This window comes from Leptospira ellinghausenii, from assembly GCF_003114815.1.
In the GTDB taxonomy this organism is placed as follows: Bacteria; Spirochaetota; Leptospiria; order Leptospirales; family Leptospiraceae; genus Leptospira_A; species Leptospira_A ellinghausenii.
In genome coordinates, this window is sequence record NZ_BFAZ01000003.1 from 192,026 (window position 1) to 216,762 (window position 24,737).

Consider the following 24,737-nt stretch of genomic DNA (forward strand, 5'->3'; position numbering starts at 1 on the left):
TAAATGAAAATACTCATAACAGGAGCTGATGGATTTATTGCAACAAACCTACGAATCCATATTTCTCAAAACAAAAATCATGAACTGTTTTTACACACTAAGAATACTACTGAAAGTGAACTTTTTCATTTTTTAAAAACAGCTGACTTTATCTTTCACTTAGCAGGCGTGAATAGACCATTATCGGAAAGTGAATTTTTTATTGGAAACTCAGATTTAACTAAAAAGATTGTTACACATTTGGAGAGTTTAAATAAAAAAACTCCGATTGTTTTTTCCTCTTCAATCCAAGCACTGCTAACAAACTCCTATGGAATTTCAAAAAAACAAGCTGAAGATTGTATCCTAGACTTTGGTAAAAAAACAGGAGCTTTGACTTTTATTTACAGGTTACCAAACGTATTCGGTAAGTTTTCTAAACCAAATTATAATTCTGTTGTGGCAACTTTCTGTCACAATATAGCAAGGTCTTTGCCAATTGTTGTGAATGACAGAGAAAAAGAATTAAATCTTTGTTATATTGATGATTTGGTTTCTAGTTTTTTGGAGACACTGGATGGAAAGAATTTATCCGGATATATTGATGTAACACCGGTTTATACAATTACGCTTGGAGAATTAGCAGATTTAATTACAGGTTTTAGAGACAACAGGGAAAAACTATTGATTGAAAATGTAGGCCAGGGTTTCATTCGAGCAATCTATTCTACATACATTAGTTTCTTACCAATTACTTCCTGCAATTATACGCTACCAAAATATGAAGATCCGAGAGGTTCCTTTGTTGAGATGTTAAAAACAAAGGAAGCAGGGCAATTTTCATTTTTTTCCGCACTACCTGGAGTTACACGGGGAAGACATTATCATCATACCAAAACTGAAAAGTTTTTGATTATAAGGGGCAAGGCACTGTTTCGGTTCCAACATTTAATCACAAAGGAATATTATGAGTTAGTTGTAACTGATGAGAATCCAACGATAGTTGATACGATTCCTGGTTGGACTCATGATATTACAAATATTGGTGAAAATGATTTGATAGTTATGCTTTGGGCAAATGAAGTTTTTAATCGAGAGTTACCTGATACTATTGCGGCTGAAATTACAAAATGAAAAAGTTAAAAGTATTTACTGTAATTGGAACAAGACCAGAAATCATTCGACTTTCGCGAGTCATGATTGCGCTTGATGAAGCATGTGATCATAAAATCATTCATACCGGTCAAAACTACGATTTTGAACTTAACGAGATTTTTTTCCAGGATTTGGGAATCAGAAAACCTGATTACTTTTTAGAGGCAGCAGGGGGAACTGGAGCCGAGACAATTGGAAAAATCATTATTGGTTTTGATAAATTGTTGTCTAAAGAGATTCCTGATGCACTCCTTGTGTTAGGTGATACAAATAGCTGTTTAGCGGTGATTCCTGCAAAGCGACGGAAAATTCCAATTTTCCATATGGAAGCAGGGAACAGGTGTTTTGATTTACGAGTTCCTGAAGAAATTAACCGCCGTATTGTAGATCATACATCCGATATCAACTTAACTTACAGTTCCATTGCTCGGGAATATTTATTACGCGAAGGTTTACCTCCTGACCAAATCATCAAAACTGGAAGTCCTATGTATGAAGTTCTAAATCATTATAAAAATAGAATCCAGTCTTCAAAAATTTTAGAACAACTAAATTTAAAAAGTAATGAGTACTTTTTGGTTTCGGCTCACAGAGAGGAAAATATAGACTCTGAACGAAACTTCCGTTCGTTAGTAGATACGCTTAATACAATTGCGGAGAGATATAATCTCCCTGTGGTGGTATCAACTCACCCTAGGACACAGAAAAAAATAGATCAATATATGATTCAATTCCATAAAAATATTATGTTATTAAAGCCATTAGGTTTTATGGATTATAACAAACTTCAAATTGAGTCGAAAGCAGTACTTTCAGATAGTGGAACCATTACAGAGGAATCGTCCATTTTAAAATTTTCAGCTTTAAACATCAGAGAAGCACATGAAAGACCAGAAGGAATGGAAGAAGCGGCTGTGATGATGGTGGGACTTAATAAAGAACGGATCCTGCAAGCACTTGCATTATTGGAAACGGAAGGGAACAATTTCCTAAATCAATCTAGATTGGTAGGAGATTATTCCATGCCCAATGTTTCTGCAAAGGTTGTTCGAATTATATTAAGTTATACCGATTATGTGAACAGAATCGTTTGGAAACGATACTGATATATTTTTTAAGTTAATGAAAGTTCTCATCATCGTAGACGACTATTTACCAAAGAGCATTAAGGTAGCTGGTAAAATGATGCATGAACTTGCATTAGAGTTTTTACATTCTGGTCATGTTGTCACAGTGGTGACTCCGGATCAAGACTCAAAAGAATCTTATACATTAGATGATTTAGACGGAATTAAAATTCTTCGTTTCCGATCAGGCAGAATTAAAAACGTTTCAAAACCAATCCGACTCATCAATGAAATGTTATTATCATTTCGCGCTCAAAAAGCTCTATCCGTTTGGTTAAACTCAAATCCTCATGATTTCATTGTATTTTATTCTCCCACTATTTTTTGGTCAGGGTTAGTACAATATTTAAAGAAAATTTGGAAATCTCCGGCTTACTTAATTCTCCGGGATTTTTTTCCTCAATGGGTCATAGACAATGGAATGATTGGCGAACACTCAATCCTTGCTTATTTATTTCGTTTTTACGAAAGAAAGCTATATGCAACTGCTGATGTAATTGGTATTCAATCACCCGCCAATTTGAAATGGTTTTCAGAAACAAATCAACATATACGCAATACTCAGCTATTATACAATTGGGCCTCACCTTTAGTAGATAGCAAAAAAATGGTTCCTATCGATATTAGAAAGAAATTCAACCTGGGCGATCATATCATTTTCTTTTATGGTGGAAACATTGGTCATGCCCAGGATATGAAAAATCTTTTGATTCTTGCCGAACGAATGTTAACCTTCCCGAAAGTACAGTTTTTATTCCTTGGAGCAGGGGATGAATTTCAATTAGTCCAAGACACGATTAAGAGCAAGAATTTATCTAATTGTATATTGTTAGAATCTGTTTCGCAAGAGGTATTTACCTCTATATTGACTCAAATTGATATAGGACTTTTTACTCTACATCCAGACCATAAAACACATAACTTTCCTGGAAAAATTCTTGGATATATGCAAGTCGGAGTTCCGATTCTTGGAGCAGTGAATAGGGGAAATGATTTAAAAACGGTGATTGAAGAGGGAAATGCAGGATTTGTTTCCAATGCAGGGGATCACGAAACCTTGTATCAAAATGCTTTAGCCTTACTTGATAAGAACTATCGTAATTCAATGGGAAAAAATTCCAAAAAACTTTTGGAGACAACATTTTCCATAGAGACAACTGCTGAAAAAATAATCAATTCATTAGTTAAAGGGAAGGTATTGTCTTAAATGACTGAAATGACTCGCCGTCATTCAAGATGGTTTGAACGTATTTTGTTGAATTTTCTATTTCAGTTTATATCGGGAGGAATGGTACTCATCATTTCTTCCGCCTTCCCTATTTGGGGGATTCAATTTTGGAAGGCAAACGATCCCAATTTAATTACATCATTATCAGCAAGTATCATTTCATTTTTAATCGCAACTTTTAGTTTAAGGAAACTTTTTCGATTACCAGCATCAGAATCTGTATCATACATATTTCCTGTAACCATTATTTGTTTTGCAATTCCCATTTTATTTATTTTGATTTTTCGTGCTTCTTATTCCTTACAAATATTTGTTATAAGTTTTATCGTTACTTTACTTTGGTGTTTTGCTGGATTTTTTCTAGGTAGACGGTATCGATTAATACGTTATGCGATTTTGCCATCTTCATCCAGCTTTGATTTGGTAAAATCACATGGTGCACTTTTTTCCATATTAAAATCTCCTGATTTAGAAGGACAACGTTACAATGCAATTGTTGCTGATTTTGATAGTCCAATGTTAACACCAGAATGGGAAAAATTTTTAGCACAATGTACACTTGCAAGAATTCCAGTCTATTCAGAGAAAAAAATAAGAGAGTTTGTCACGGGAAGAGTGAAGATCAAACACCTTTCTGAAAATGTTTTTGGTTCTCTTTTACCATCGGAAATTTATGAATCGATCAAACGTTGGATTGATTTTCTTTCCGCTTTATTCCTCATTCCAATTTTTTTGCCATTTTTTATCATCATTGCTATCCTCATTAAATTAGAATCCAAAGGCCCTGCATTATTCATCCAACCGAGAATGGGATTTCGTGGAAAAGTATTTCCTATGCTTAAATTTAGAAGTATGTATACCAATAAGGAAGGTGGTCGATTTACCAATCCAAATGATGACCCACGGATTACTCGGATCGGTAAAATTATCCGTAAATTTCGCATTGATGAATTGCCTCAATTGTTTAACATTTTGATTGGTCAAATGTCGTTTATTGGTCCAAGACCAGAATCTTTTGAATTATCTCAATGGTATGAGAAGGATGTTCCTTTTTTTGCATATCGCCATGTCGTTAGACCTGGAATTAGTGGTTGGGCACAAGTCGAACAAGGTTATGCTGCCGAAGTAGAAGGAATGAATGTAAAACTTGAATACGATTTTTATTACATTAAAAATTTTTCATTTTGGTTAGATCTACTGATTACGTTCAAAACAATAAAAACGATATTAACAGGATTTGGTGCTAGATAATTGAATCGTATATTCGAAAAGTTAAGGTTAGTATTCAGTCACTTAATTCAGTATCGTTTTGAATTGTTAATCTTTCTCATTTCTTTTCTGATACGACTGGTATGGGTTTTAAATATTGATTCTTATCCTACCATGGATGGCTACGCTTATTATTCGAATGCTTATTTTTTAGCAAATGATGGTAAAGTGGATTTTTATTGGCCTGTTGGATATTCCGCTATCCTTGCTCTTTTGATGAAATTGGGAATTACGAAATTATTCTATTTCAAACTATTGAATGTGCTTTTGTCTTCTTTGTCAGTTGTAATTGGTTATAAAATAATAAATCACTACATCTTCAATAGACTTAGAAGAATATTGGCCGTAATTCTTTTCATCACTTATCCAGAATTTATATTCTTTAATTCATTGTTTTGGAGTGAAACAGTATTTATTTTCTTATTATTACTTAGTTTCTATCTACTAATATTAAATAAACTTAAATTATTCTCTGTTGCTTTGGCGATATCCATTTTTGTAAAACCAATTTCAATTTTCATTCCAATTGTCTTTTGTTTCGTCCATTTTCCTTCGAATCAACGGAGGTATTTTTTAGTTATCTCTTACACGATTATTTTGATGTTTCATTTGCCTTGGATGGTATTTAATTACCAACAAACCGGAAAACTAGGTCTGGTTTCCAATAACGGAGCAACTAATTTATTTATCGGAAACAATCAGTATGCAACTGGTCACTATGATGAAGAAGGTTTGAAGAATATTTCAAAATTTCCAACAGATGATTTAAAGAAGAATGTCTTTCAATTTTGGGCCACATCTTACCAAGACATTCCTTTACTTGTTTCTAAAAAAATATCATACTTACTCTTTGGTATGCCATCACCTTGGATTTGGTCGGTTGGGATTGGAACGAATGTTTATAGCCAACTTCCTCGTTATCTCACATTAGAAGAGTTTCAATCAATTAGAATTAAGTTAAAAAATGATTCTATTTTAGAGAAATGTTATCATCTGAATGACAAAATAAATCTTTATTCATTGAAGTCGAATGTTGACGATTATACGAGAGCAACAATGGCGAATAATCTGATTTATACTGGAATTGTAACTTATAATAGAGAGAATCAATTGTTAATACTTTCAGATTTTGCATTCTTTCTGAATCTAGTCTTGGTTTTATTATTTTTGCTCAAAGTAGTATATTTTGGAATCAGACGTATTCCTTTATATGTTGTTCCAATATATTTTTTAGTGTTTTATTGTTTTTTCTTTGGCGATTTTAGATTTTTTTTACCAGCCATACCCTTCCTCATTATAGGGAATTTCCTTCCTAAGAAATGAGAATCAGAAAAAGATGTTAGTAACTCTATCCTTTTATATCATTATGATTCTACTTGTTTCTTATTTTAGTAAACAAGGGATAGGTCTTGTTATTATATTGGCCTGGTGGGGAATTCTAAATGTTATCACGTATTTTTCACTCTCTGGTTTGTTTTTAATATCAAATGAAACTCAATTGGTTTATTTTTTATTTTTTACATTTATTGTGATTAGCTTTCTTATGGTTGAAAAACTATTACCATCTATACGTTTAAAGAAATCGTATCTCACTATTAATTTGTATTTTTATGACATTTTATTTAGATTAGCATTAATAGTTTTGATACCGATTCAACTCATGTTTTCCCTTCGTGCAATTTATTTAATTAGTTTTGTAATGACGCCTTCCTATTACAGAAGTGATGTTTTTGGATTGATCACCGGGACATCTACTTTATTTTATAATTCAATCCAATTAGCAAAGATACATGCGTTTGTAATAGGCCCGTTACAATTTGTGATTTTTTTTGCTGGATTTTCTTATTTCGCATTTTGTAAGAAAAAAGGTTTGTTGGTCCTTGGAGCCTTATTGATTATCTTGGATGCGCTGATGATGTACGGTAGATTTGGATACCACTATTTGATATTTTCGCTTTTTCTGTTTTTTTTGTTTTATCGAGAAAGAAAGAAAGTTAATGAGATGAAGAAAATTGTAATTATTTCATTCTTGTTTTTGTTTTTTTTAATTTTAGTTTTATATAAGATCACAAGCGATAGAGATAAGCTAAGTTTAATAGATGTTTTCAAAACTTATTTTGTAACTTACCATACGGAATCATTTGTCATATTTGATACAGAGCTGAAAAACCCAAATTCGATTCTTCATGAATACACTTATGGTTTATCTACTTTTGGTGGTGTGGAACGATATTTTATTCCATTAGTCAATAAATTTGGGTATAGTTTAATATCCCAAGCTGATCTTGTAGGAGGATATTTGCACCAAAACTTTCTAATTGGATATGATGAATATCATAAACCCCTTTTATTTAATGCATATGGATCAATTTTTTTCGCGATGTACCGAGATGGCGGATTGATTGCAGTTTCTTTATTTGGAATCTTATTTGGATTCTTTTTATCATTTTATTCCGTTTCATTAAAAAGTAAAGATCCAATTGATTTTGCCATATTTTATGGATTGTTATTTATTTTTATCTATGGCGTATTTCAGCCCACGGTATTGGGTCCGATGTTGCCAGCTTTATTCATTTTATACTTATTAAAAGTATTCTTAAAGGCTTATACGAAGTTAATCCATTGAAATCTATTTTTTTTAATTTAGTTTGGTTCTTTTTTGACAAGGTATTTAAGCTCATAGTTGGTTTTGCAATCAGTGTAATGATTGTAAGGTACCTTGGTCCAGAATGGTTTGGGAAATATAATTATGTAAATTCGATCATTGTTTTATTTGGAATTTTTGTTTCCTTTGGTTCTGAAGGAATATTGGTAAAATTAATAGTTTCAGAACCAGATCAAAAAAATGAGATTTTGTCTGCTTCTTTTTGGTTTCATTCTATTTTTGGTTTATTATCTTTTTTACTATCCTTTCTATTTCTGATAATTTTGCGAAATGAGTCGGATTTATTTCAGTTATTACTGATTCTTGGGATTCCTTTATTATTCCGTTCTTTTTCAATCGTTAGGTATGTTTATGAGTCGAACTTAGAGATTAAAAAAGTTGTCATCATTGATAATCTAATATATTTTACTTTTTCATTGATTAGAGTTATATTGATATATTTTAACTATAGTTTTAGTTGGATTTTTATTTCGTTTGCAACAGAGGGCATTATTTCAAATTTTTCTTTGTTTTTATATTATCGACTCAAGCATTCCTCATTTTTGAATGTTCGTCCCAAATTGGATAGAGTCAAATCGATTCTAAGAGAATCCTTCCCAATTTTATTGTCTGGTTTTGCGATAATTGTTTATATGAAAGTAGACCAAATTATGATAGGTTCCATGTTAGGTGATGAACAATTGGGCATTTATAGTGTAGGTGTCCGACTTAGTGAATTTTGGTATTTTATTCCAATTGGAATTTCTTCTTCATTCTTTCCACATTTGATTTCCTTGAAAAAAGAGTTATCAATCCAGTATAAGAAACGGTTTGCCATTTTGCATAGTATTGTTTTCTGGATGGCGTTGTTAGGAGCATGTATTACTCAATTTGCAGCAGACTTTGTGATTTTGAAAATTTATGGGTATGATTATTTGAATTCATCCTCTGTATTGAAGATACACATTTGGGCATCATTATTCGTATTTTTAGGTGTTGCCGGTAGTAATTATTATATATTAGAGAACCTGCAAAAATTGACGATATTAAAAAGTTTGTTTGGACTATTGGTAAATATCATCTTAAATTATTTATGGATCCCTGAATACGGAATTCTTGGTGCAGCCTATGCTACTTTGATTTCACAATTTTGTGCAAATACCTTGTTCTTGGTATTTTTCAAAAGTTTACATCCGCTTTTGTTCCTTCAAATGGGAAGTATACTCTTTATAAGATTTTTAAATTTAGGTAACATGATCAGAAAACAAGTAAGTGTTTATCATTCCAATGATTAAAAGTATTCTTATTTATTTAGCTAATTTGTTTCGGATTTTTTCCTTTTTTAAAGAAGAAGTAACTTTATTATGTAAAATTGATAATATCGGTGATTACATTCTTTTTAGAAATTTTTTAAAAGATTTTAAGGGTTCTGAATTCAATCAAAATCGAAAAATAGTTTTTGTCGGAAATGTTGCATGGAAAAATATTTTTGAAACATATGATCATTCTACAATTGATAAGGTCATTTGGGTAAATTTAAACACCTTGCAAAACAATGTGCTTTATCGATACGGGATTCTTTTTTTACTGAATACATTTCGCTTTCATACAATTGTTCAACCTACTTATTCACGTAATCTACTGATAGATTTTTTACTTTTACCTTTGAAGGCAAAATTCAAATACTCACCATTTGGTGATGATCTAAACCATATTCGGGAGCTGAAATTAAAAAATGATCAATCCTATTCACATATCATTAGATCGGAAAAAGAGATAGAATTTGAGTTCGATAGAAACTTGTTTTTTTTCAGAGAATTAGATTCTGTTTTTGCTAACGTGAAATTTTCTCTTCCATTTGAACGAAAAAAACAAAAAGAAAATGAAATTTCATTTTTTATTGGATCCAGCTCCAAGACTCGTCAATTTTCAAGAGAGAACCTAGGCCATATTCTGAAATCAATCAATAATCAGAGTCACTATCGAGTGAATTTACTTGGCGGGCCGGCGGAATTCGGAATCGCTGAGGAATTAAGTGAAATTTCAGAAAGAGTGATAAACTTATGCGGCAGACTGACTCTCTCTGAAACAATCAATACCATTGGAAATTCTAAAATTGTCTTAACCATGGATTCTAGTGGTTTGCATATGGCAATGGGAACTGGAGTGCCGAAAGTGTATTGTTTTTCCAATGGCAATCATGCATTTCGATTTGTACCATATCCAAAACAATATAAAAATCTAACTGTATTTTTTCCTCCTATCATTGAAATGGCCATCGGTAAACATCCAAAGATTGTGTATGATTCATTTCGGAATGGTTCCCTTATCCCTATCGATTCTATCCGAATTGATTTAGCAGTGAAACAAATATTAAAAGGATTACGTTCTGAATGAGTGTTCCTGTTTTATTGATTGCGTTTAATCGTCCAGATTTAGCAGAAAAAACATTAAAGAGGATGATTGAAGCAAATCCCTCGAAAATTTATTTTGCAGTAGATGGTGCGAGAATTGAAAAACCTGGGGAACAAGATAAGGTAAAACAAGTCAGAAACCTAACTTCACTTATTCCTACATCGATACCTTATGAAGTAAGATTTTCTGATAGAAATCATGGGTGCCGAGAAGGGGTTAGCTCCGCCATTACATGGTTTTTTTCCCAGGAAGAATCTGGGATCATTTTGGAAGATGATTGTTTTCCTGATTTGAGTTTTTTCCCATTTTGTGAGGAATTACTAAGAAAGTATAAAGATGATGATCAGATTGGAATGATTTCTGGTGATAATTTTTTTAGAAATAAAATTCATTTGAAAGACTCTTATTTTTACTCAACATATTTTCATATTTGGGGTTGGGCAAGTTGGAGAAGAGCATGGGATGGTTACCGTTCAACTGGAATTCCACATGATGAATTATATTCCGTTTTAAGTAAAAAATTTTTCTTTAAGCGTCAAGTTTTGAAATGGTACAATTGGATCAATGGCTCTTCATCAGGAAAAGTAGATACTTGGGATCATCAATGGACTTTCCATAACTGGAAAGAAAATCGAATTTCTATAATGCCTAATGTCAATTTAATTTCAAACATTGGTTTTCGAAGTGATGGGACACATACAGTTGATGAAAATTCTCAATTTGCAAATTTAAGCTCTGAATCAATAGCTTTTCCTCTTATTCATCCCAAGAAAAGAAAACTTAAATTTTTATACCATATATTTGTAGAAGTTAACTACTATCCAAATAAAATATATCAGTTTGTTTTTAATTTGATTGTTACCTTTTTGAAAGTTAAATACTATTTGATGATTTTAACAAAGTGCAACAAGGGAGAATAATTTAAGTAGAATGAAATGTCGTATTTGCTCTAGTAATTGTCAAATAGTCTACTCAGATATGATATATCTTGGTAAATATTCATCTTCTCTATACCATTGCAATCGTTGTGATTTTCTCCAATTGGATCGAGTTACATGGTTAGATGAAGCATACCAAGAATCTATTTCAATCACTGATACTGGGATTGTATCAAGAAATTTAGATCTTTCCAGAAAAGTTTTAGTATTATTATCTGCTTTGAACTCAAATCTTCGGCTCAATAAGTTTTTATTGATTTTCCTTCGGATTTTTTTTAAAGGACTTTTGGGAAGAATATTTACTCGATTTAAAGGAAAGATTTTAGATTTTGGAGGTGGTTATGGATTGTTAGTCCGGATGTTAAGAGATTTTGGATTAGATGCTTATTGGACAGACCCATATTCAAAAAATCTTTTTTCAAAGGGATTTGACGGAAGTCTCGAAAATTCTTTTGAATGTTTAATCAGTTTTGAAGTTCTTGAACATTTGCTTGAGCCAGATACTCACTTTCAAAATATTTTAATTGAGCAGAGCCCAAGATTTTATATATTTTCGACTGAATCATATGGAGAGAAAATACCACCGCAGAATTGGTGGTATTTTTCTTTCTTAACTGGACAACATATATCTTTTTACAATCAAAAAACATTTTCCTATATTGCAAGAAAATACAATTACCATTCCTATTCTATAAATCAATCATTTCATCTTTTTTCAAAGGAAAAGCTAAATATCAAATTGATCAAATTCTTAGTGGAACGATCGGATATTTTTTATAACTATGCGAAAATTAATTACGACAGTCTCACATGGTCTGATCATGATAAGATGATGAAAAGTTTGGAAAATAAGATAAAATGAAATTTTTGGAAATGATTTCAATTAAGGAGATAAAATCTGGAATCTAGATTTGCTATCAAATATATATGCATATTAGGTTTTCCGAGATACCTAATTTTTTTGGCTATTTCCATTCTATTTACGGGATTCCATCATCAACTCAATTTTAATTTCATAGGACATGAGAATTTTGTTAACCAAAATTTCTCTCAGCCATTTGTATCAAGGGCTTTCACTAGTTGGGTTGCAAAATCACTAACTATTGTGTTTCATTTCACTCCAGAAGAGTCAGTGTATCTTTTGGAGTTAGTTGCATTTTTTCTTGTATTTGAGATTTTTTACAAGGTTGGAGTTTGTAACAAAGGAAAACAGTTTGGTATGATTGCCACTGGATTACTTATTTTAACGATTCCTTGGTTTGCATTTTTGCCAAGGTATATGCCACTTTATTTTTTATATGATACCTATGCGCTCCTTGCAAATGTGATTTTTTTGTATTTTTTGCAGAAAGGAAGATTTTTGCCATTCGCTCTCTTTTTTTCTTTTGCAACATTCAATAGAGAGACATCACTCATATTTGTATTCATTTACTTTTTGGTTTACTTCCAATCATTGGGAACTTATAAATTACTAAAAAGAATTGGTTTATTGTTATTGATTTGGGTATCAATTAAGTTAATTTTAAAGTTTATGTTTTCGATGAAAGGCGGTGAAGTTTACCAAGATCAGTACTGGTCAAATATTGAATTTTTTCTATCAATGCCATATGAAATAAAGAATCCAATTTTTTTTGAACCGTATTATCGATTTTCTTTTTTGATTTTTCCTTTCCTTTTTTTAATTCCACTTTTTATGAAACAAAATGTTTCAATTTTACCTTTGCGGATTCGTAAAACGTTACCGATTGGTTTAGTGATTCTTTTGATTTTCCTTTACACAGCAAATATTTATGAATATAGGATTTTTACTGAATTTTTACCGATTTTTATTTTACCGATAACAATGATTCTAGTACAATTTGTAAAGTATGGAGAAAGTTCGGAATCGAACTAAGGTAAAATACGTAGCACTGTTTTGATTTTAAAAACAGATAAAAAAGAATAATTAAATCAATATCTATGACCCAAATACATCCGAAATTATCTATTATTACGATTGTTTTAAACAATAAATCGTTTTTAAAACATACAATTGAGAGTGTGATCAACCAAACGTATTCTAACATTGAATACATTGTGATCGATGGGGGATCAACAGATGGCAGTGTAGAACTCATTCAATCCTATGGATCGAAAATTAATACTTGGGTCAGTGAAAAAGATTCCGGAATCTATAATGCAATTAACAAAGGAGTATCCCTTGCTACAGGGGAGTGGATTTGTATTCTGAATGCTGGAGATCGATTGGTTAATGAGAATACGATTAATCACCTCTTTAAAGATCCAATTTCAAAAGAGATACAGGTAGTATATGGAGATTGGTTTCTTTGTAATTTAAAAGAAAATCCTGAAGTTCTCGTAAAAGGGTATGCAAACTTATCGAAAGGATATCTTTTACACCAATCTTTGGTTTATCGAGCATCCTTACATAAAAATCGTGGCCCATATCTTGAGACAAAAAAACTCATTATTTCTGATTATATTTTTCTTAGATCGATTGATGAAAAACATTATCAATATGTAGATATGGCGATTTCCATAAATGATAATTCTGGAGTTTCTAGTCAATCCTGGTCATTGGAACAAAAAGTTGCATTTGATTTTATCCTTGGAAAAGTATCATTTCAATATATGGTAAAAAGAATACTTTTCGAAAGAATGCCTGACTTTAGTAAAAAAATTGTACAGCTGTTATTGAAGTTTCGCTCTAATTAATTGAATTCTCTTTTTCGACTAATCTAAGGATTTCAGGATTGTACTTTCCTAAAACATTTTTGACAGATTCAAACTCATTAGTAGAAATTAATGTTCTGACTAGATCCTTTTTAAGAAAAGGGAATGAATTTTTAGATATGATTTTTTCCCAAAATACATGGGTAGGGTTGTTATAATAATTTTTGAAAATCGGCTGTGTCAGGTTTTCAAATTTGATGTAAGTATTGGTTTTAAAATTATGTTTTTTCCAGTATTTCGTACCTCCAACCTCGTAAGATAAAATCAGAAATTTTTTCCAAGTTGTAGGAAAAAATACCATCGAATTCCAAAAGTTTTCAAATTCCTTTGATTGGATGATTTTGTTTTGAAATACTAAAAAATAACTCATTAAGTGATACGATAGTTCATAAGAATCGGTTAAACCCCAAACATCTATTTCTTGTGAATCGAATTTTTCAAAAATTGGAGCAAGTGGATAGATAGGGCCAAAAATACTATCATTTGTGATGATGATCTGGTTATATTTTTTCCAGTCACCTATTTCTGAAAACCCAACTTTCCAAGATCCAAAATCATAACCTAAGTTTTCTCTCCAGATATATTGCCTTAAGAATGGTTTTGTTTTTTCTATTTCTTCCGGTATGCTGGAGGGAGATGTGTCAATGAGTACGATATCAGTTTTTAACTCTTTTAATTTTGCTAGATAAAAGAGTAAGCTTTCTTTGATTTTTCCATCAGTGTTATAGGTGGAGAACAAAACCAGACGATTTGTTGATTTATTAGTAAAGGATATTGAATTATAGATTTTCGGTATTTTGTTTAAAAATATTTTTTTGAAAACACTCGTGTTTACCAAAAAATATAATAACTTTAACAGATGTTCTTTGCAAATAATTAATTTGCTTTTTTTTGTATAATTCAACATTGTATTGATAACTTATTATTTCATTGTCATAGAAAAAGTCATTTTTAATCAATATTATTTTTGAAGTCTGCATTTTTCTATTGTTGAGGATAAAAATCTCTTGATGTATCCCTTACAGTAAATTTATTAATTCTATGGATTATTCTCAGTTTTCGGTAGTTGTGATTGGCTCAGGTTTTTTTGGTTCTGTAATTGCAGAGCGAGTTGCATCTGAGTTAAAGAGGAAAGTCCTAGTCATAGAGAAGAGAAACCATATCGGTGGTAATTGTTTCTCAGAAATTGATCCAGAAACAGGGATTGAATTTCATACATATGGAACTCATATATTCCATACTTCCAATGAAAAAGTTTGGAATTACATTCATAAATTCACGGAATTCAATAATTACTTTCACCAAGTATTAACAACCTATCAAAATAAAGTTTACCAAATGCCGATCAATTTGGAGACAATCAATCAATTTTATAACGTTAATTTAAAACCTTTTGAAGTAGATGATTTTTTAGCAAAAGAAAAAGCAAAAGATAAAATCGATTCACCTCCAAAGAATTTTGAGGAGAAAGCAATCTCTTTGATTGGTAGACCACTATATGAAGCATTTATTCGCGGTTACACAAAAAAACAATGGAATAAGGATCCTAAGGATTTACCAGAGTTTATCTTAAATCGGCTTCCAATACGAAAAAACTATAATGAAAGTTATTATTACAGTCGTTGGCAAGGTATTCCTCGGGATGGATATGGAAAAATATTTGAACGTATGTTATCTAATCCACTCATCACTACACAATTAAATACGAATTATTTTGATATCAAAGATAAAATCTCAAAAGATGTAATCCTGGTTTATAGTGGACCATTGGACCAATTTTTTGATTATAAATTTGGGAAACTTGAGTATCGTACACTTCGGTTTGAATCTGAGGTTCATCCATATGATGATTATTTAGGTACTTCTGTAATGAATTTTGCTGAAGAATCTGTTCCTTATACGAGGATACACGAACCTAGGCATTTGCATCCAGAAAGGACATATGGACAAAAAACATTAACGATTAAGGAGTATTCTTCGTTAGATGATGGAACTAATCCTTATTATCCAATCAATGATGAAAAAAATTCGAACTTAGTCAAGAAGTACCGAGAAGAAGCACATAGTTTGAAAAATGTATATATCAGTGGTAGGTTAGGAGATTATAAATACTTTGATATGCATGAAACGATTTCGTCTGCATTAGGATTATTTGAGGACAAAATTAAACCTTCGCTTAGTGAGTAAAAAATAGCTCTATTGCTGTTTTTTACTAATACCAAATTTATATTTTACTAAAAACTTAAGAATTTCGTAAAACATAATGAGACGTCCAAGTGCCATTTTATAAATAGGTCTCTTTTTTCCACCTAATCCGCGCATGGTAAATGTTTCCGCATGCCTTCTGTAAAGTAAGTAAGGTTCTTTTAAGAATAAAACTTTAGCAGTTAACTCCGCCACTAATCCAATCCACAGGTCATGTCCTATTTCTTTTGTTTTGGGAAAAGGTAAGGCTTTGTCCAATAAAGATTTTCGGAATGCCATACAAGATCCATAATAAGAGCTTCTCAAGACGTTTTTGAAGATTCCTTGTTTGGATCCAAAGTATTGAAAAAAAGAAGGGTGCATTTTGTTAAGTTTTTCATCCGTTACAATTGAGTCATGGATGACTAAATCAAACTTTTCAAGTTTTTGTATGACGGTAGTGACTTTGTTTTCCATCCAAACATCATCTTGGTCAGATAAAAAAATGAATTCACCTGAAACTTTGTACAATGCATTTTGAAAATTTTGTATTGGATCTTTGAATTTCTGGTCTAGGAAAAGTTGAATGCGTTTGTCGCTACTTGCGATTTTTTTTAAAATCTCACATGTACCGTCTGTAGAGGAGTCATCAGAAATGATGATTTCATCCTCTGCGGAGAGTTGGATTAAAATTGAATTCAATTGTTCGGAGATATACTTTTCACCGTTATAGGTTGCAATACAAACGCTGACTTTAGGTTTATTTGGCATTTTGTTTGTGACTTTGTTGGTCAATTTAAGGAAAATGCAAATATAACTTTCGTCAATTACAATCTAAAATAGGTTTTCATAAAAACATTTTCATGATTCGTTTCATGGGTTCGATTTTTTCTATGCGTAGGACTCATTTTTTAAATGATTACAAGAAGTTGGTGGCAAATTAGAGAATGCAAACGCAAGTTTTTCCTATCAAAGGACCTGTCTTAATTTTTCCTAAGGTACATGGTGATGACAGAGGATTTTTTTTTGAATCTTTTAAGTCGTCTGAATATGAAAAATTGGGAATTCCAAAAATCTTTTTACAAGACAATCACTCGAAATCAGGCAAAAATGTTTTGAGAGGTTTACACTACCAATCTCCTCCTCACGACCAAGGAAAATTGGTAAGAGTAGTCAGAGGTTCTGTCTTGGATGTCATTGTTGATATTAGAAAAGATTCACCCACTTATGGTGAACATTTCTCTGTAAAACTAACAGAGAAAAATCATGAGATTTTCTGGGTCCCTTCTGGTTTTTTACACGGATTTATTACTCTAGAAGACAACACCGAATTTTTATACAAAGTTACAAATGAATACTCGAAGGAAAGTGAAGGTGGAGTCATTTTTAATGACCCAACTTTAAACATAAACTGGGGTATTCCATATCAAGATTGTATATTATCTGAGAAGGATAAAGTGTTACCTTTCTTTAAAGATTTCAAAAGTCCTTTTTAACCGAAATTGATTTAGTTCAGGAAGAATTTTCACTTATATGTCAAAACAAAGAAACATTTTAGTAACTGGTGGAGCCGGATTTATAGGCTCAAATTTTGTTCATACTTTACTTGAATCAAATGAGGATTTAAAGGTTACTGTCGTAGACAAACTTACATATGCTGGTAATCTAAAAAATCTTGAACGATGGTTAAATGATAAAAGGTTTCAATTCATTAAGTTAGATATCACTGATAAAGAAAAAGTTTTAGATCTCGCAAACCAAATTGAGATCAATGAAATTGCACACTTTGCTGCTGAGTCACATGTTGATCGATCGATCTTAGGACCTGAAGAGTTTGTGAAAACAAATGTACTTGGAACATTTTATATGTTAGAGTTAGGTAAAAAGCTTTTTGAAATGAATTCTTTAAGAGTATTTTTACATGTGTCAACAGATGAAGTTTTTGGGACATTGGGGAAAGACGGAGCGTTTACTGAATTAACGCCATATGCTCCGAATTCGCCTTATTCAGCATCAAAAGCTGGTTCTGATCATCTGGTAAGGTCTTATTTCCATACCTATCAACTACCAGTCATTACCACGAACTGTTCCAATAATTATGGACCATTTCATTTTCCTGAAAAATTAATACCGCTCATGATCCTTAATTGTCTGCAAGGAAAATCACTTCCAGTTTATGGGACAGGTGAGAATATTCGCGATTGGTTATATGTCAAAGACCATTGTTTGGCGATTAACTTGGTAATGAAAAAAGGTAAATTTGGTGAAACCTATAATATAGGAACACGGAATGAAAAAACAAACTTAGAAATCGTTAATCTTATTTGTGATTTAATGGATAAAAAACATCCTGAAGGTAAACCCCATAGAAATTTGATCAAGTTTGTGAAGGACCGTCCTGGGCATGACTTTCGCTATGCGATTGATCCAAAAAAGATTGAGACAGAAATTGGTTGGAAACCTATTTATAAATTCGAAGTTGCAATCGAAGAAACCATAGATTGGTATCTGAACAATAAAGTTTGGTGGGAAGAAATTATTTCAGGTCAATATAATCAATATTATGAGTTGCAGTATAAGGAAGCAAATTGAATATGAAAGGAATTATTTTAGCAGGCGGATCTGGTACACGCCTATATCCTGTTACAAAAGTAGTCTGTAAACAATTACTTCCTATCTACGATAAACCGATGATTTATTATCCACTTAGTACTTTGTTACTAGCTGGAATTCGCGATATATTAATCATCTCTACTCCAGAGTCGACTCCGCTTTTTAAAGAAATGTTAGGCAATGGTAAACAATGGGGAATCAACCTTCAATACGAAGTACAACCATCACCGGATGGACTGGCCCAAGCTTTTCTGATTGGTGAAAGATTCTTAAATGGAGGAGAAGCCTGTTCATTGATTTTGGGAGATAATATTTTCTTTGGACATGGAATGGAAGAGAATTTATCAGCAGCAGTCAAAAAGAGTAATGGAGCCACAGTTTTTGCTTACCACGTAAATGATCCAGAAAGGTATGGAGTTGTTGAGTTTGACGAACATAGAAAAGCGGTTTCCATAGAGGAAAAACCCAAAGTTCCCAAGAGTAATTACGCTGTGACGGGTCTTTATTTTTATGATGAAAATGTAGTAGAGTATGCTAAGTCAGTTAAACCATCAAATCGGGGAGAATTAGAAATCACTGATTTGAATAAGATTTATCTCGAAAAAGGGAAGTTAGACGTCCAACTGATGGGAAGAGGATTTGCTTGGTTAGATACTGGGACACATGAATCTCTTTTGGAAGCATCTACTTTTGTTGAAACTGTTGAACGTAGGCAAGGATTGAAGATTGCTTGTCCTGAAGAAATAGCTTTTAGAAAGGGTTATATTTCAAGGAAAGAATTGGAAGAACTTGCAATTCCTTTAAAAAAGAATGGTTACGGGCAATACTTGTTTCGCATTTTAAACGAAACGATTTATTAAAAATATAATGAAATCAATTGTTGTATTAGGATCCACAGGTCAGTTAGCAAGTGAATTGAGAGATATTTCTAATTTGGAAAAACAATATCAATTTCATTTTGTAAGTAGAAATGAAGTAAATTTTGAGTCGGAGATAGAAATCAAAAATTACTTCTCAAATTTATTGCCCAAAGATACACTCGGCATCATCAATGCGGTTGCCTATACTGCTGTCGATTTAGCGGAAACAGAAATTGCAAAGGCAAAATCAATTAACACTGTAGCTCCTGGAATTATATCTGAAAAATGTAATCAACTCGGAATTAAGTTCGTACACATCTCCACTGATTTTGTTTTTGATGGCCAAAATTCTAAACCCTATCTTGAAACAGACCCAAAAAATCCACTTTCTGTATATGGGAAAACAAAATCGGAAGGTGAAGATTTGGTTTTGCAAAATGATAAAAATGCAATCATCCTTCGCACTTCGTGGGTTTATTCAAAATATGGAAAAAATTTTTTAAAAACAATGCTCAGGCTATCGAGTGAAAGAGGGGAAATATCCGTTGTTGATGATCAGATTGGAACTCCAACATGGGCTAAAGACTTAGCGAATGTTAGCTTAGAGGCATTGACATCGAACCTTTCCGGGATATTTCATTTCTCCAATGAAGGTGTTGCAAGTTGGTATGATTTCGCATATGAGATTGTTTCTCTATCAAACAAAAAATGCAAAGTGAAACCAATTCCCTCCGCTTCTTATCCGACTCCAGCCAAGAGACCGTCTTTCAGTGTATTAAACAAAACAAAAATTCGAAATTCATTCCAATTCCAAAATTACCATTGGAAAGATAGGATTCCACTCGTTTTGAGTGAATTAATTTAATAGGAAAAATTATATGCCTAAAGTATCAGTCATCATGCCAGCCTACAATGCGGCTTTATATTTAGAAGAATCTGTAGATACACTACTTAAACAATCATTTCGAGACTGGGAACTTTTGTTAGTTGATGATTGTTCCAAAGATGAAACTGCAAAGATTGCAAAAGAATTAGAATCGAAGGATAAAAGAATCTATTTTATACAAAAAGAAAAAAATTCTGGTTCAGCTGATACTAGAAACCAAGGAATCAAACTTGCAAAGGGTGAATACATTGCGTTTTTAGATGCAGATGATCTTTGGGAGCCTGATTTTTTAGAGAAAATGATTCCTTTTATGGAAAAAAACAATTCCCCTTTTTCGTTTTCGTCATACCGAATCATCGACGAAAATGGATTCGAATTTTGTGAGCCGTTTATAGTAGAATCAAAAACATTTACTTACAGAAATTTATTATTTTATAATCGTGTTGGATTACTCACTGCCATTTTTCATGTTCCTGCTGTTGGAAAAAAATATTTTGATCCATCACTGAAAAGCCTTCGGGATGATTATGCTCTTTGGTTGGATATTCTTCGTGAAGGACGGGTTGCTTATGCGAATTCAGCGATCTTGGCCCGATACCGAGTTAGGAGGGGCGCTGCAACATCTAACAAAAAAAAAGTGATGTTAGCTCATTTCCGAATGTTAAAAAATCGGGAAAAACTCAACCCTTTGTATGCCTTCCTTTTGACCATAATTCATGGTTTTATGGGAATTCGCAAATATAGAATCAAATCGTAGATTTGAACCATTCGATTGAAGGATTTGGCGCTTGACTTTCTCCAATACTTGGTATTTTTAGATATAAACTATGGTCGCTAGACGTAACCTCGGACGTTCTGAAAATACGTTCAAAACATCACTTATCATCCCAATTTACAATGAATCTTCCCATTTGGAAGAGTTCTTACAAAAGATTGATGCTTTGCCTTTAAACACAAAAAAAGAATTAGTTTTCATAGACGATGCTTCTCGGGACAATTCGCTTTCCATTTTACAGAACTTTAAGTTCCGTTCTGAACATAAGATTTTAGCCCAAGAAAAAAATCAGGGGAAGGGTGCTGCTCTTCACAGAGGGATTGATGAAGCAACTGGGAATGTAATCATCATCCAAGATGCCGACTTTGAATATGACATGGATGAAATTCAAATGTTAATCCAACCAATCGTCAATGGAAAGGCGGATGTAGTTTTTGGTTCTCGGTTTAAAAAAGATGGAAGGCAAGTGCATCGAACTTTTCATTATTTGATCAATCGAATCCTTACAATCCTTTCCAATTTCCTGAGTGGTTTATATCTAACCGATATGGAAACATGTTATAAAGTATTCCGTTCGGATATTATCAAGAATATTTATTTAGAATCAAGAAGATTTGGTTTTGAACCAGAAGTAACTGCAAAAGTAGCTCGTTTAAAAATAAGAGTCCAAGAATTTCCAATTTCTTATTATCCTCGAAATTATTTAGAGGGTAAAAAAATTACTTGGAAGGATGGGATAGCTGCAATACGTCATATTGTTTATTTCAATCTGATCAAAAACAAAAGAGATTTTTTCAAAAAAACACTCCCTGAAAAGTACATTCCGAAAACAGCCAACTGGTTATAAAACAATGAAAAGGTTTTATCCTTTTGTAATTGATTTTGTGATTTTGATTGGAATTTCGCTTTTATTTCAAACATACACAAATCAAAAGAACTTTAAATTAGATATCATTGGACTTGGTATCTTTTCTTTTCTTGTTTATGCCATATACCTTTGGCGTGTTTTCATTAAGGATCCATTACACTTTTGGAATCTGCTTCATGTCATTTTGCTTACTTGTTTTGTTTTTCTTAAAATAGCTGAATATGACCCAATTCAAATATTTCCACAAAAACTAGGAATCAAATTAGTAACTTTAATTTGGTTAGTTTTCATACTGATCTGCTTTCATAAATTGTCAGTGAAACAATTTCAAAATTTAGGTCCATTTTTGGCAGTGGTTCCCGTATTGTCTTTCATTGATTTTATGGCATATCCCTCTGTTCCTATTGCGATCGCTCTCATCATAACTATAAAAAATTCAATTTTACCAACGAATAAAGCGAAACCTATTTATTTACTTACATTAATCATTTTATTTCTTATGATTGGTAGGGATTGGTGGGATGATTTTGCATTACAGCGCGGAGTAATTATTTTAGAAGCTTTTTTGTTTTTTCAACTCACTCAAATTTGGGAAAAAAATGATTTAATTATATTTTTGAAATCTTGCATTTTCTTTTATATTATTAATTCGATTTTTATTTATTTTGCTCTTTATCTGGATCCAAAGTTCCAAATAACATCCTATCGCGAAAACGTATATTTAATTCCTGTTAGTTTACTTGCGTCCAATTCACTTCTAATGATAATGATGTCTTTTTTGTTTTGGTTTGAGCCAGTCAAAAATAAAACAGAGAAGATTTTGCTTATTGTGGCATTTTTGGTTTCCGTCATCTGGTTTGGAATTACGGTTTCGAGAAATTCAATAGGTTCTCTTTTGGTGTTTTTGTTTTTTGTTTTATATATACGACAAAAACAGACCAAGAAAAAAAATCTTTTGTATAGCTTCACTACGATTATCGTTGTCGTCGGTTTTGCATTTTTGTTTTTTACTGAAAAATCAATTTTTAATCTGGGGTCAACAGCTGTAAGATTATCGATTTGGGGATTTTATATTATCAATACCTTACAAGAAAGTCCAATGTTTGGATTTGGATTATACCCAGAAAATAAAATTCCATTTGACTCTGCCTTTAATATAAAGAATGAGTCATTGCACTATATCAAAGATTATATTGTTAATTTTGATAGTTTTCCTCTTGCACACAATTTATACGTTCAGTTTTTTGGGTCCTTCGGAATCGTAGGTTTGCTTTTAGTCTTCGGTGTTTTGTTTTATTGTTTATTTCAAAAACGAATCAACTTAGCCAATATAATAAAGAATAATCAATTAGTTTCACTGGTTTTATTTGTTTGGATGTTACATGAGTTATATGATTTTAATAGTTTGGAAATTTCTAACTTATTTGTGTTAGTCGGAATTTCCTCTATTTTAATGATTAAAAATCAGGATGTTTTCCTTGAGGAACGAAATGATGTGCTGGGAAACCGATCTACATTTATTCTGATTGCCATCTTTTTGATGATTGTATCCTTTCGGTTTTCATATGTAGATCATTTTACGTTAAAGTTTGCAAGGAAAGTGATTCCTCATAATTTCGAATTTTATTTACCTAGAAAGGATAATGTTTCAAAATTCAATCAATCTATGCCGGAATTTTCACTGGCTGATTATTTTTTCTTAGGTAACAAATTCTTTTTTTATAATTTAGCTGCAAAAGATGACTTAGAATCGAATTTGAAACATTTAAACTACTGTTTTGAGTTAGATAATTACCCTGCAATTTGTTATTCAAAGTTAATTCAGTTTCAGTCCAGGGAAAAATATTTTCCTGACCTAATTCCATTATTTCAGTATTTTTTAAATCTGTATGATCCTTTTGGGATTTACCAACGAGAACAATTATGAATAAGCCAAAAGTAAGTTTTGTTATCCCATGTTTAAATGAAGAAAAAACTCTACCATATGTATTAGAAAAACTAAACAGAGTTAAGAAAAATTTTTCGAAATTGTATGAGATTGAAGTTTTAGTTTCTGATAATGGCAGTACTGATCGTTCCATCAAAATTGCAAAAGAATTTGGCGCACGAGTGGCACCTGCAAAAGACAGAGGGTATGGAGCCGCTTTAGATTCTGGGATCCGAAATGCAAAAGGCGACATCATTGTTTTTGCAGATGCTGATGATACCTATGATTTTCTAGAAGCGCCCAATCTCGTTTCGAAATTAGTGAATGGTGATTTTGACATGGTAATTGGATCTAGATTGGATGGAAAAATTCATAAAGGTGCAATGCCATTCTTACATCGATATCTAGGTACACCTGTTATTAATTGGATTATTAACCTCCTTTATGCAAAGAAGAATAAAATTCGAGATAGTAATTCAGGATTTCGATGTTTTAAGAAAGATAAATATTTATCTTGGGACATTAAAAGTAAGGGAATGGAATTTGCTTCTGAGTTATTGATTAAAGCTTTAATTCATGAGGCAAAAATGGAACATGTTCCAGTTTCGCTTTATCCAGATAAAGAAGGTCGAATTCCTCATTTAAAAACTTGGCGTGATGGAATGCGTCATCTACTTCGAATTTTATTCTATGGTCCTCATTTATTTGAAAGAATAGGTCTTAGCTTTTTTTCGTTTTTCTGGGTCCAACTTCTAATTGGATTTTTTGTTGGGAAAGTTGTGAGAATTGGAGGTATGAATTTATACGGAATCCATTCAATGGTTTTCTTTTCATTTTTAACAATTTTAGGTTTAAGTTTATGGGGAACGGGACTTCTCATTGCTACCAAACAGCCTAGAATCAGCAGGATCTATCAATTAATTTTAAACTTAGAAGAAGATAGACTGTTTTTTGTTTTAATTTCAGGCTTGGGTGTGATCAGTATTACGCTTGTTTGGCTTTTTTTGCAATGGCAAAAATCGGATTATGCGTTTATCCATTTTGAACGCGAATTTATTGTCACTACAAACTTAAGTCTTACTCTTTTGATTTTCGGATTACAAGCCGTCACAGCTCATATCATTAAGAGAGAGTAG

Annotated in this window: 23 protein-coding genes; 21 read left to right on the forward strand and 2 right to left on the reverse strand. The window is 32.1% G+C overall.

Annotation, left to right across the window (positions count from 1 at the left end; translation table 11 throughout):
- The first annotated feature begins 3 nt into the window (after positions 1-3).
- From wbjC to DI076_RS03210, 12 genes are all read left to right on the forward strand, one after another.
- Complete coding sequence (wbjC, locus tag DI076_RS03155) at positions 4-1,113, forward strand: UDP-2-acetamido-2,6-beta-L-arabino-hexul-4-ose reductase (protein WP_108958581.1); 1,110 nt, start codon at positions 4-6, stop codon at positions 1,111-1,113.
- Positions 1,110-2,240 (forward strand): non-hydrolyzing UDP-N-acetylglucosamine 2-epimerase, encoded by a 1,131-nt coding sequence (wecB, locus tag DI076_RS03160; RefSeq protein ID WP_108958582.1) that lies wholly within the window; start codon positions 1,110-1,112, stop codon positions 2,238-2,240. The genes wbjC and wecB overlap by 4 nt, the downstream gene beginning before the upstream one ends.
- Positions 2,241-2,256: 16 nt before the next feature.
- Positions 2,257-3,468, forward strand: coding sequence for a glycosyltransferase family 4 protein (locus DI076_RS03165; protein ID WP_108958583.1), 1,212 nt, complete (start codon positions 2,257-2,259; stop codon positions 3,466-3,468).
- 9 nt (positions 3,469-3,477) lie between these two features.
- Positions 3,478-4,740, forward strand: coding sequence for a sugar transferase (locus DI076_RS03170; RefSeq protein ID WP_245918250.1), 1,263 nt, complete (start codon positions 3,478-3,480; stop codon positions 4,738-4,740).
- Entirely contained in the window at positions 4,741-6,081 is a 1,341-nt protein-coding gene (locus tag DI076_RS03175) for a hypothetical protein (RefSeq protein ID WP_108958585.1), read from the forward strand.
- A gap of 13 nt (positions 6,082-6,094) precedes the next feature.
- Entirely contained in the window at positions 6,095-7,384 is a 1,290-nt protein-coding gene (locus DI076_RS03180) for an O-antigen polymerase (protein ID WP_108958586.1), read from the forward strand.
- Entirely contained in the window at positions 7,381-8,697 is a 1,317-nt protein-coding gene (locus DI076_RS03185; protein WP_108958587.1) for a flippase, read from the forward strand. Before DI076_RS03180 ends, DI076_RS03185 begins: the two co-directional genes overlap by 4 nt.
- On the forward strand, positions 8,690-9,799 hold the full coding sequence (locus tag DI076_RS03190) for a glycosyltransferase family 9 protein (RefSeq protein WP_108958588.1): 1,110 nt from the start codon (positions 8,690-8,692) through the stop codon (positions 9,797-9,799). The genes DI076_RS03185 and DI076_RS03190 overlap by 8 nt, the downstream gene beginning before the upstream one ends.
- Positions 9,796-10,737, forward strand: a complete 942-nt coding sequence (locus DI076_RS03195) for a hypothetical protein (RefSeq protein ID WP_108958589.1) — start codon at positions 9,796-9,798, stop codon at positions 10,735-10,737. The genes DI076_RS03190 and DI076_RS03195 overlap by 4 nt, the downstream gene beginning before the upstream one ends.
- 304 nt (positions 10,738-11,041) lie before the next feature.
- Positions 11,042-11,617, forward strand: coding sequence for a methyltransferase domain-containing protein (locus tag DI076_RS03200; protein ID WP_167396500.1), 576 nt, complete (start codon positions 11,042-11,044; stop codon positions 11,615-11,617).
- Positions 11,618-11,860: 243 nt separating this feature from the next.
- Positions 11,861-12,649 carry a hypothetical protein gene (locus DI076_RS03205; RefSeq protein ID WP_135358377.1) on the forward strand — a complete coding sequence of 263 codons (789 nt, stop codon included), beginning with the start codon at positions 11,861-11,863 and terminating at the stop codon, positions 12,647-12,649.
- Positions 12,650-12,714: 65 nt separating this feature from the next.
- Positions 12,715-13,470, forward strand: coding sequence for a glycosyltransferase family 2 protein (locus DI076_RS03210; protein WP_108958592.1), 756 nt, complete (start codon positions 12,715-12,717; stop codon positions 13,468-13,470).
- On the opposite strand, the gene DI076_RS03215 is transcribed toward DI076_RS03210, so the two are convergent.
- Positions 13,463-14,227 carry a rhamnan synthesis F family protein gene (locus tag DI076_RS03215; protein WP_167396501.1) on the reverse strand — a complete coding sequence of 255 codons (765 nt, stop codon included), beginning with the start codon at positions 14,225-14,227 and terminating at the stop codon, positions 13,463-13,465. The two genes, DI076_RS03210 and DI076_RS03215, sit on opposite strands and share 8 nt — an antisense overlap.
- A 302-nt stretch (positions 14,228-14,529) precedes the next feature.
- Between DI076_RS03215 and glf the strand changes: the two genes are divergently transcribed.
- Positions 14,530-15,675, forward strand: coding sequence for a UDP-galactopyranose mutase (gene glf, locus DI076_RS03220; RefSeq protein ID WP_108958594.1), 1,146 nt, complete (start codon positions 14,530-14,532; stop codon positions 15,673-15,675).
- A 9-nt stretch (positions 15,676-15,684) separates the two neighbouring features.
- On the opposite strand, the gene DI076_RS03225 is transcribed toward glf, so the two are convergent.
- Positions 15,685-16,443, reverse strand: a complete 759-nt coding sequence (locus DI076_RS03225) for a glycosyltransferase family 2 protein (protein WP_108958679.1) — start codon at positions 16,441-16,443, stop codon at positions 15,685-15,687.
- Between the two features lie 176 nt (positions 16,444-16,619).
- Here DI076_RS03225 and rfbC point away from each other — a divergent pair, with 176 nt between their 5' ends.
- The 8 genes from rfbC (at position 16,620) to DI076_RS03265 (ending at position 24,737) form a co-directional block, all read left to right on the forward strand.
- Positions 16,620-17,168, forward strand: coding sequence for a dTDP-4-dehydrorhamnose 3,5-epimerase (gene rfbC / locus DI076_RS03230; protein ID WP_108958595.1), 549 nt, complete (start codon positions 16,620-16,622; stop codon positions 17,166-17,168).
- Positions 17,169-17,205: 37 nt separating this feature from the next.
- Entirely contained in the window at positions 17,206-18,264 is a 1,059-nt protein-coding gene (gene rfbB / locus DI076_RS03235; protein ID WP_108958596.1) for a dTDP-glucose 4,6-dehydratase, read from the forward strand.
- A gap of 2 nt (positions 18,265-18,266) precedes the next feature.
- Positions 18,267-19,145 carry a glucose-1-phosphate thymidylyltransferase RfbA gene (rfbA, locus tag DI076_RS03240; protein WP_108958597.1) on the forward strand — a complete coding sequence of 293 codons (879 nt, stop codon included), beginning with the start codon at positions 18,267-18,269 and terminating at the stop codon, positions 19,143-19,145.
- A 7-nt stretch (positions 19,146-19,152) separates the two neighbouring features.
- Entirely contained in the window at positions 19,153-20,010 is an 858-nt protein-coding gene (rfbD, locus tag DI076_RS03245; RefSeq protein ID WP_108958598.1) for a dTDP-4-dehydrorhamnose reductase, read from the forward strand.
- 13 nt (positions 20,011-20,023) lie between these two features.
- Complete coding sequence (locus DI076_RS03250) at positions 20,024-20,788, forward strand: glycosyltransferase family 2 protein (protein ID WP_108958599.1); 765 nt, start codon at positions 20,024-20,026, stop codon at positions 20,786-20,788.
- Positions 20,789-20,858: 70 nt separating this feature from the next.
- Positions 20,859-21,653 carry a glycosyltransferase family 2 protein gene (locus DI076_RS03255; protein WP_108958600.1) on the forward strand — a complete coding sequence of 265 codons (795 nt, stop codon included), beginning with the start codon at positions 20,859-20,861 and terminating at the stop codon, positions 21,651-21,653.
- A 4-nt stretch (positions 21,654-21,657) separates the two neighbouring features.
- Complete coding sequence (locus DI076_RS03260) at positions 21,658-23,601, forward strand: O-antigen ligase family protein (RefSeq protein ID WP_108958601.1); 1,944 nt, start codon at positions 21,658-21,660, stop codon at positions 23,599-23,601.
- Positions 23,598-24,737, forward strand: a complete 1,140-nt coding sequence (locus tag DI076_RS03265) for a glycosyltransferase family 2 protein (RefSeq protein WP_108958602.1) — start codon at positions 23,598-23,600, stop codon at positions 24,735-24,737. Before DI076_RS03260 ends, DI076_RS03265 begins: the two co-directional genes overlap by 4 nt.

What these genes read in the sequence shown, in the direction of transcription:
- DI076_RS03260 (WP_108958601.1), top strand. Translation starts at nt 21,658, where the DNA reads ATGAAAAGGTTTTATCCTTTTGTAATTGATTTTGTGATTTTGATTGGA.
- DI076_RS03170 (WP_245918250.1), top strand. Translation starts at nt 3,478, where the DNA reads ATGACTCGCCGTCATTCAAGATGGTTTGAACGTATTTTGTTGAATTTT.
- rfbA (WP_108958597.1), top strand. Translation starts at nt 18,267, where the DNA reads ATGAAAGGAATTATTTTAGCAGGCGGATCTGGTACACGCCTATATCCT.
- DI076_RS03190 (WP_108958588.1), top strand. Translation starts at nt 8,690, where the DNA reads ATGATTAAAAGTATTCTTATTTATTTAGCTAATTTGTTTCGGATTTTT.
- rfbD (WP_108958598.1), top strand. Translation starts at nt 19,153, where the DNA reads ATGAAATCAATTGTTGTATTAGGATCCACAGGTCAGTTAGCAAGTGAA.
- glf (WP_108958594.1), top strand. Translation starts at nt 14,530, where the DNA reads ATGGATTATTCTCAGTTTTCGGTAGTTGTGATTGGCTCAGGTTTTTTT.
- DI076_RS03225 (WP_108958679.1), bottom strand. Translation starts at nt 16,443, where the DNA reads ATGCCAAATAAACCTAAAGTCAGCGTTTGTATTGCAACCTATAACGGT.
- wecB (WP_108958582.1), top strand. Translation starts at nt 1,110, where the DNA reads ATGAAAAAGTTAAAAGTATTTACTGTAATTGGAACAAGACCAGAAATC.
- rfbC (WP_108958595.1), top strand. Translation starts at nt 16,620, where the DNA reads ATGCAAACGCAAGTTTTTCCTATCAAAGGACCTGTCTTAATTTTTCCT.
- DI076_RS03265 (WP_108958602.1), top strand. Translation starts at nt 23,598, where the DNA reads ATGAATAAGCCAAAAGTAAGTTTTGTTATCCCATGTTTAAATGAAGAA.
- DI076_RS03255 (WP_108958600.1), top strand. Translation starts at nt 20,859, where the DNA reads ATGGTCGCTAGACGTAACCTCGGACGTTCTGAAAATACGTTCAAAACA.
- DI076_RS03195 (WP_108958589.1), top strand. Translation starts at nt 9,796, where the DNA reads ATGAGTGTTCCTGTTTTATTGATTGCGTTTAATCGTCCAGATTTAGCA.
- DI076_RS03210 (WP_108958592.1), top strand. Translation starts at nt 12,715, where the DNA reads ATGACCCAAATACATCCGAAATTATCTATTATTACGATTGTTTTAAAC.
- rfbB (WP_108958596.1), top strand. Translation starts at nt 17,206, where the DNA reads ATGTCAAAACAAAGAAACATTTTAGTAACTGGTGGAGCCGGATTTATA.
- wbjC (WP_108958581.1), top strand. Translation starts at nt 4, where the DNA reads ATGAAAATACTCATAACAGGAGCTGATGGATTTATTGCAACAAACCTA.
- DI076_RS03165 (WP_108958583.1), top strand. Translation starts at nt 2,257, where the DNA reads ATGAAAGTTCTCATCATCGTAGACGACTATTTACCAAAGAGCATTAAG.
- DI076_RS03180 (WP_108958586.1), top strand. Translation starts at nt 6,095, where the DNA reads ATGTTAGTAACTCTATCCTTTTATATCATTATGATTCTACTTGTTTCT.
- DI076_RS03250 (WP_108958599.1), top strand. Translation starts at nt 20,024, where the DNA reads ATGCCTAAAGTATCAGTCATCATGCCAGCCTACAATGCGGCTTTATAT.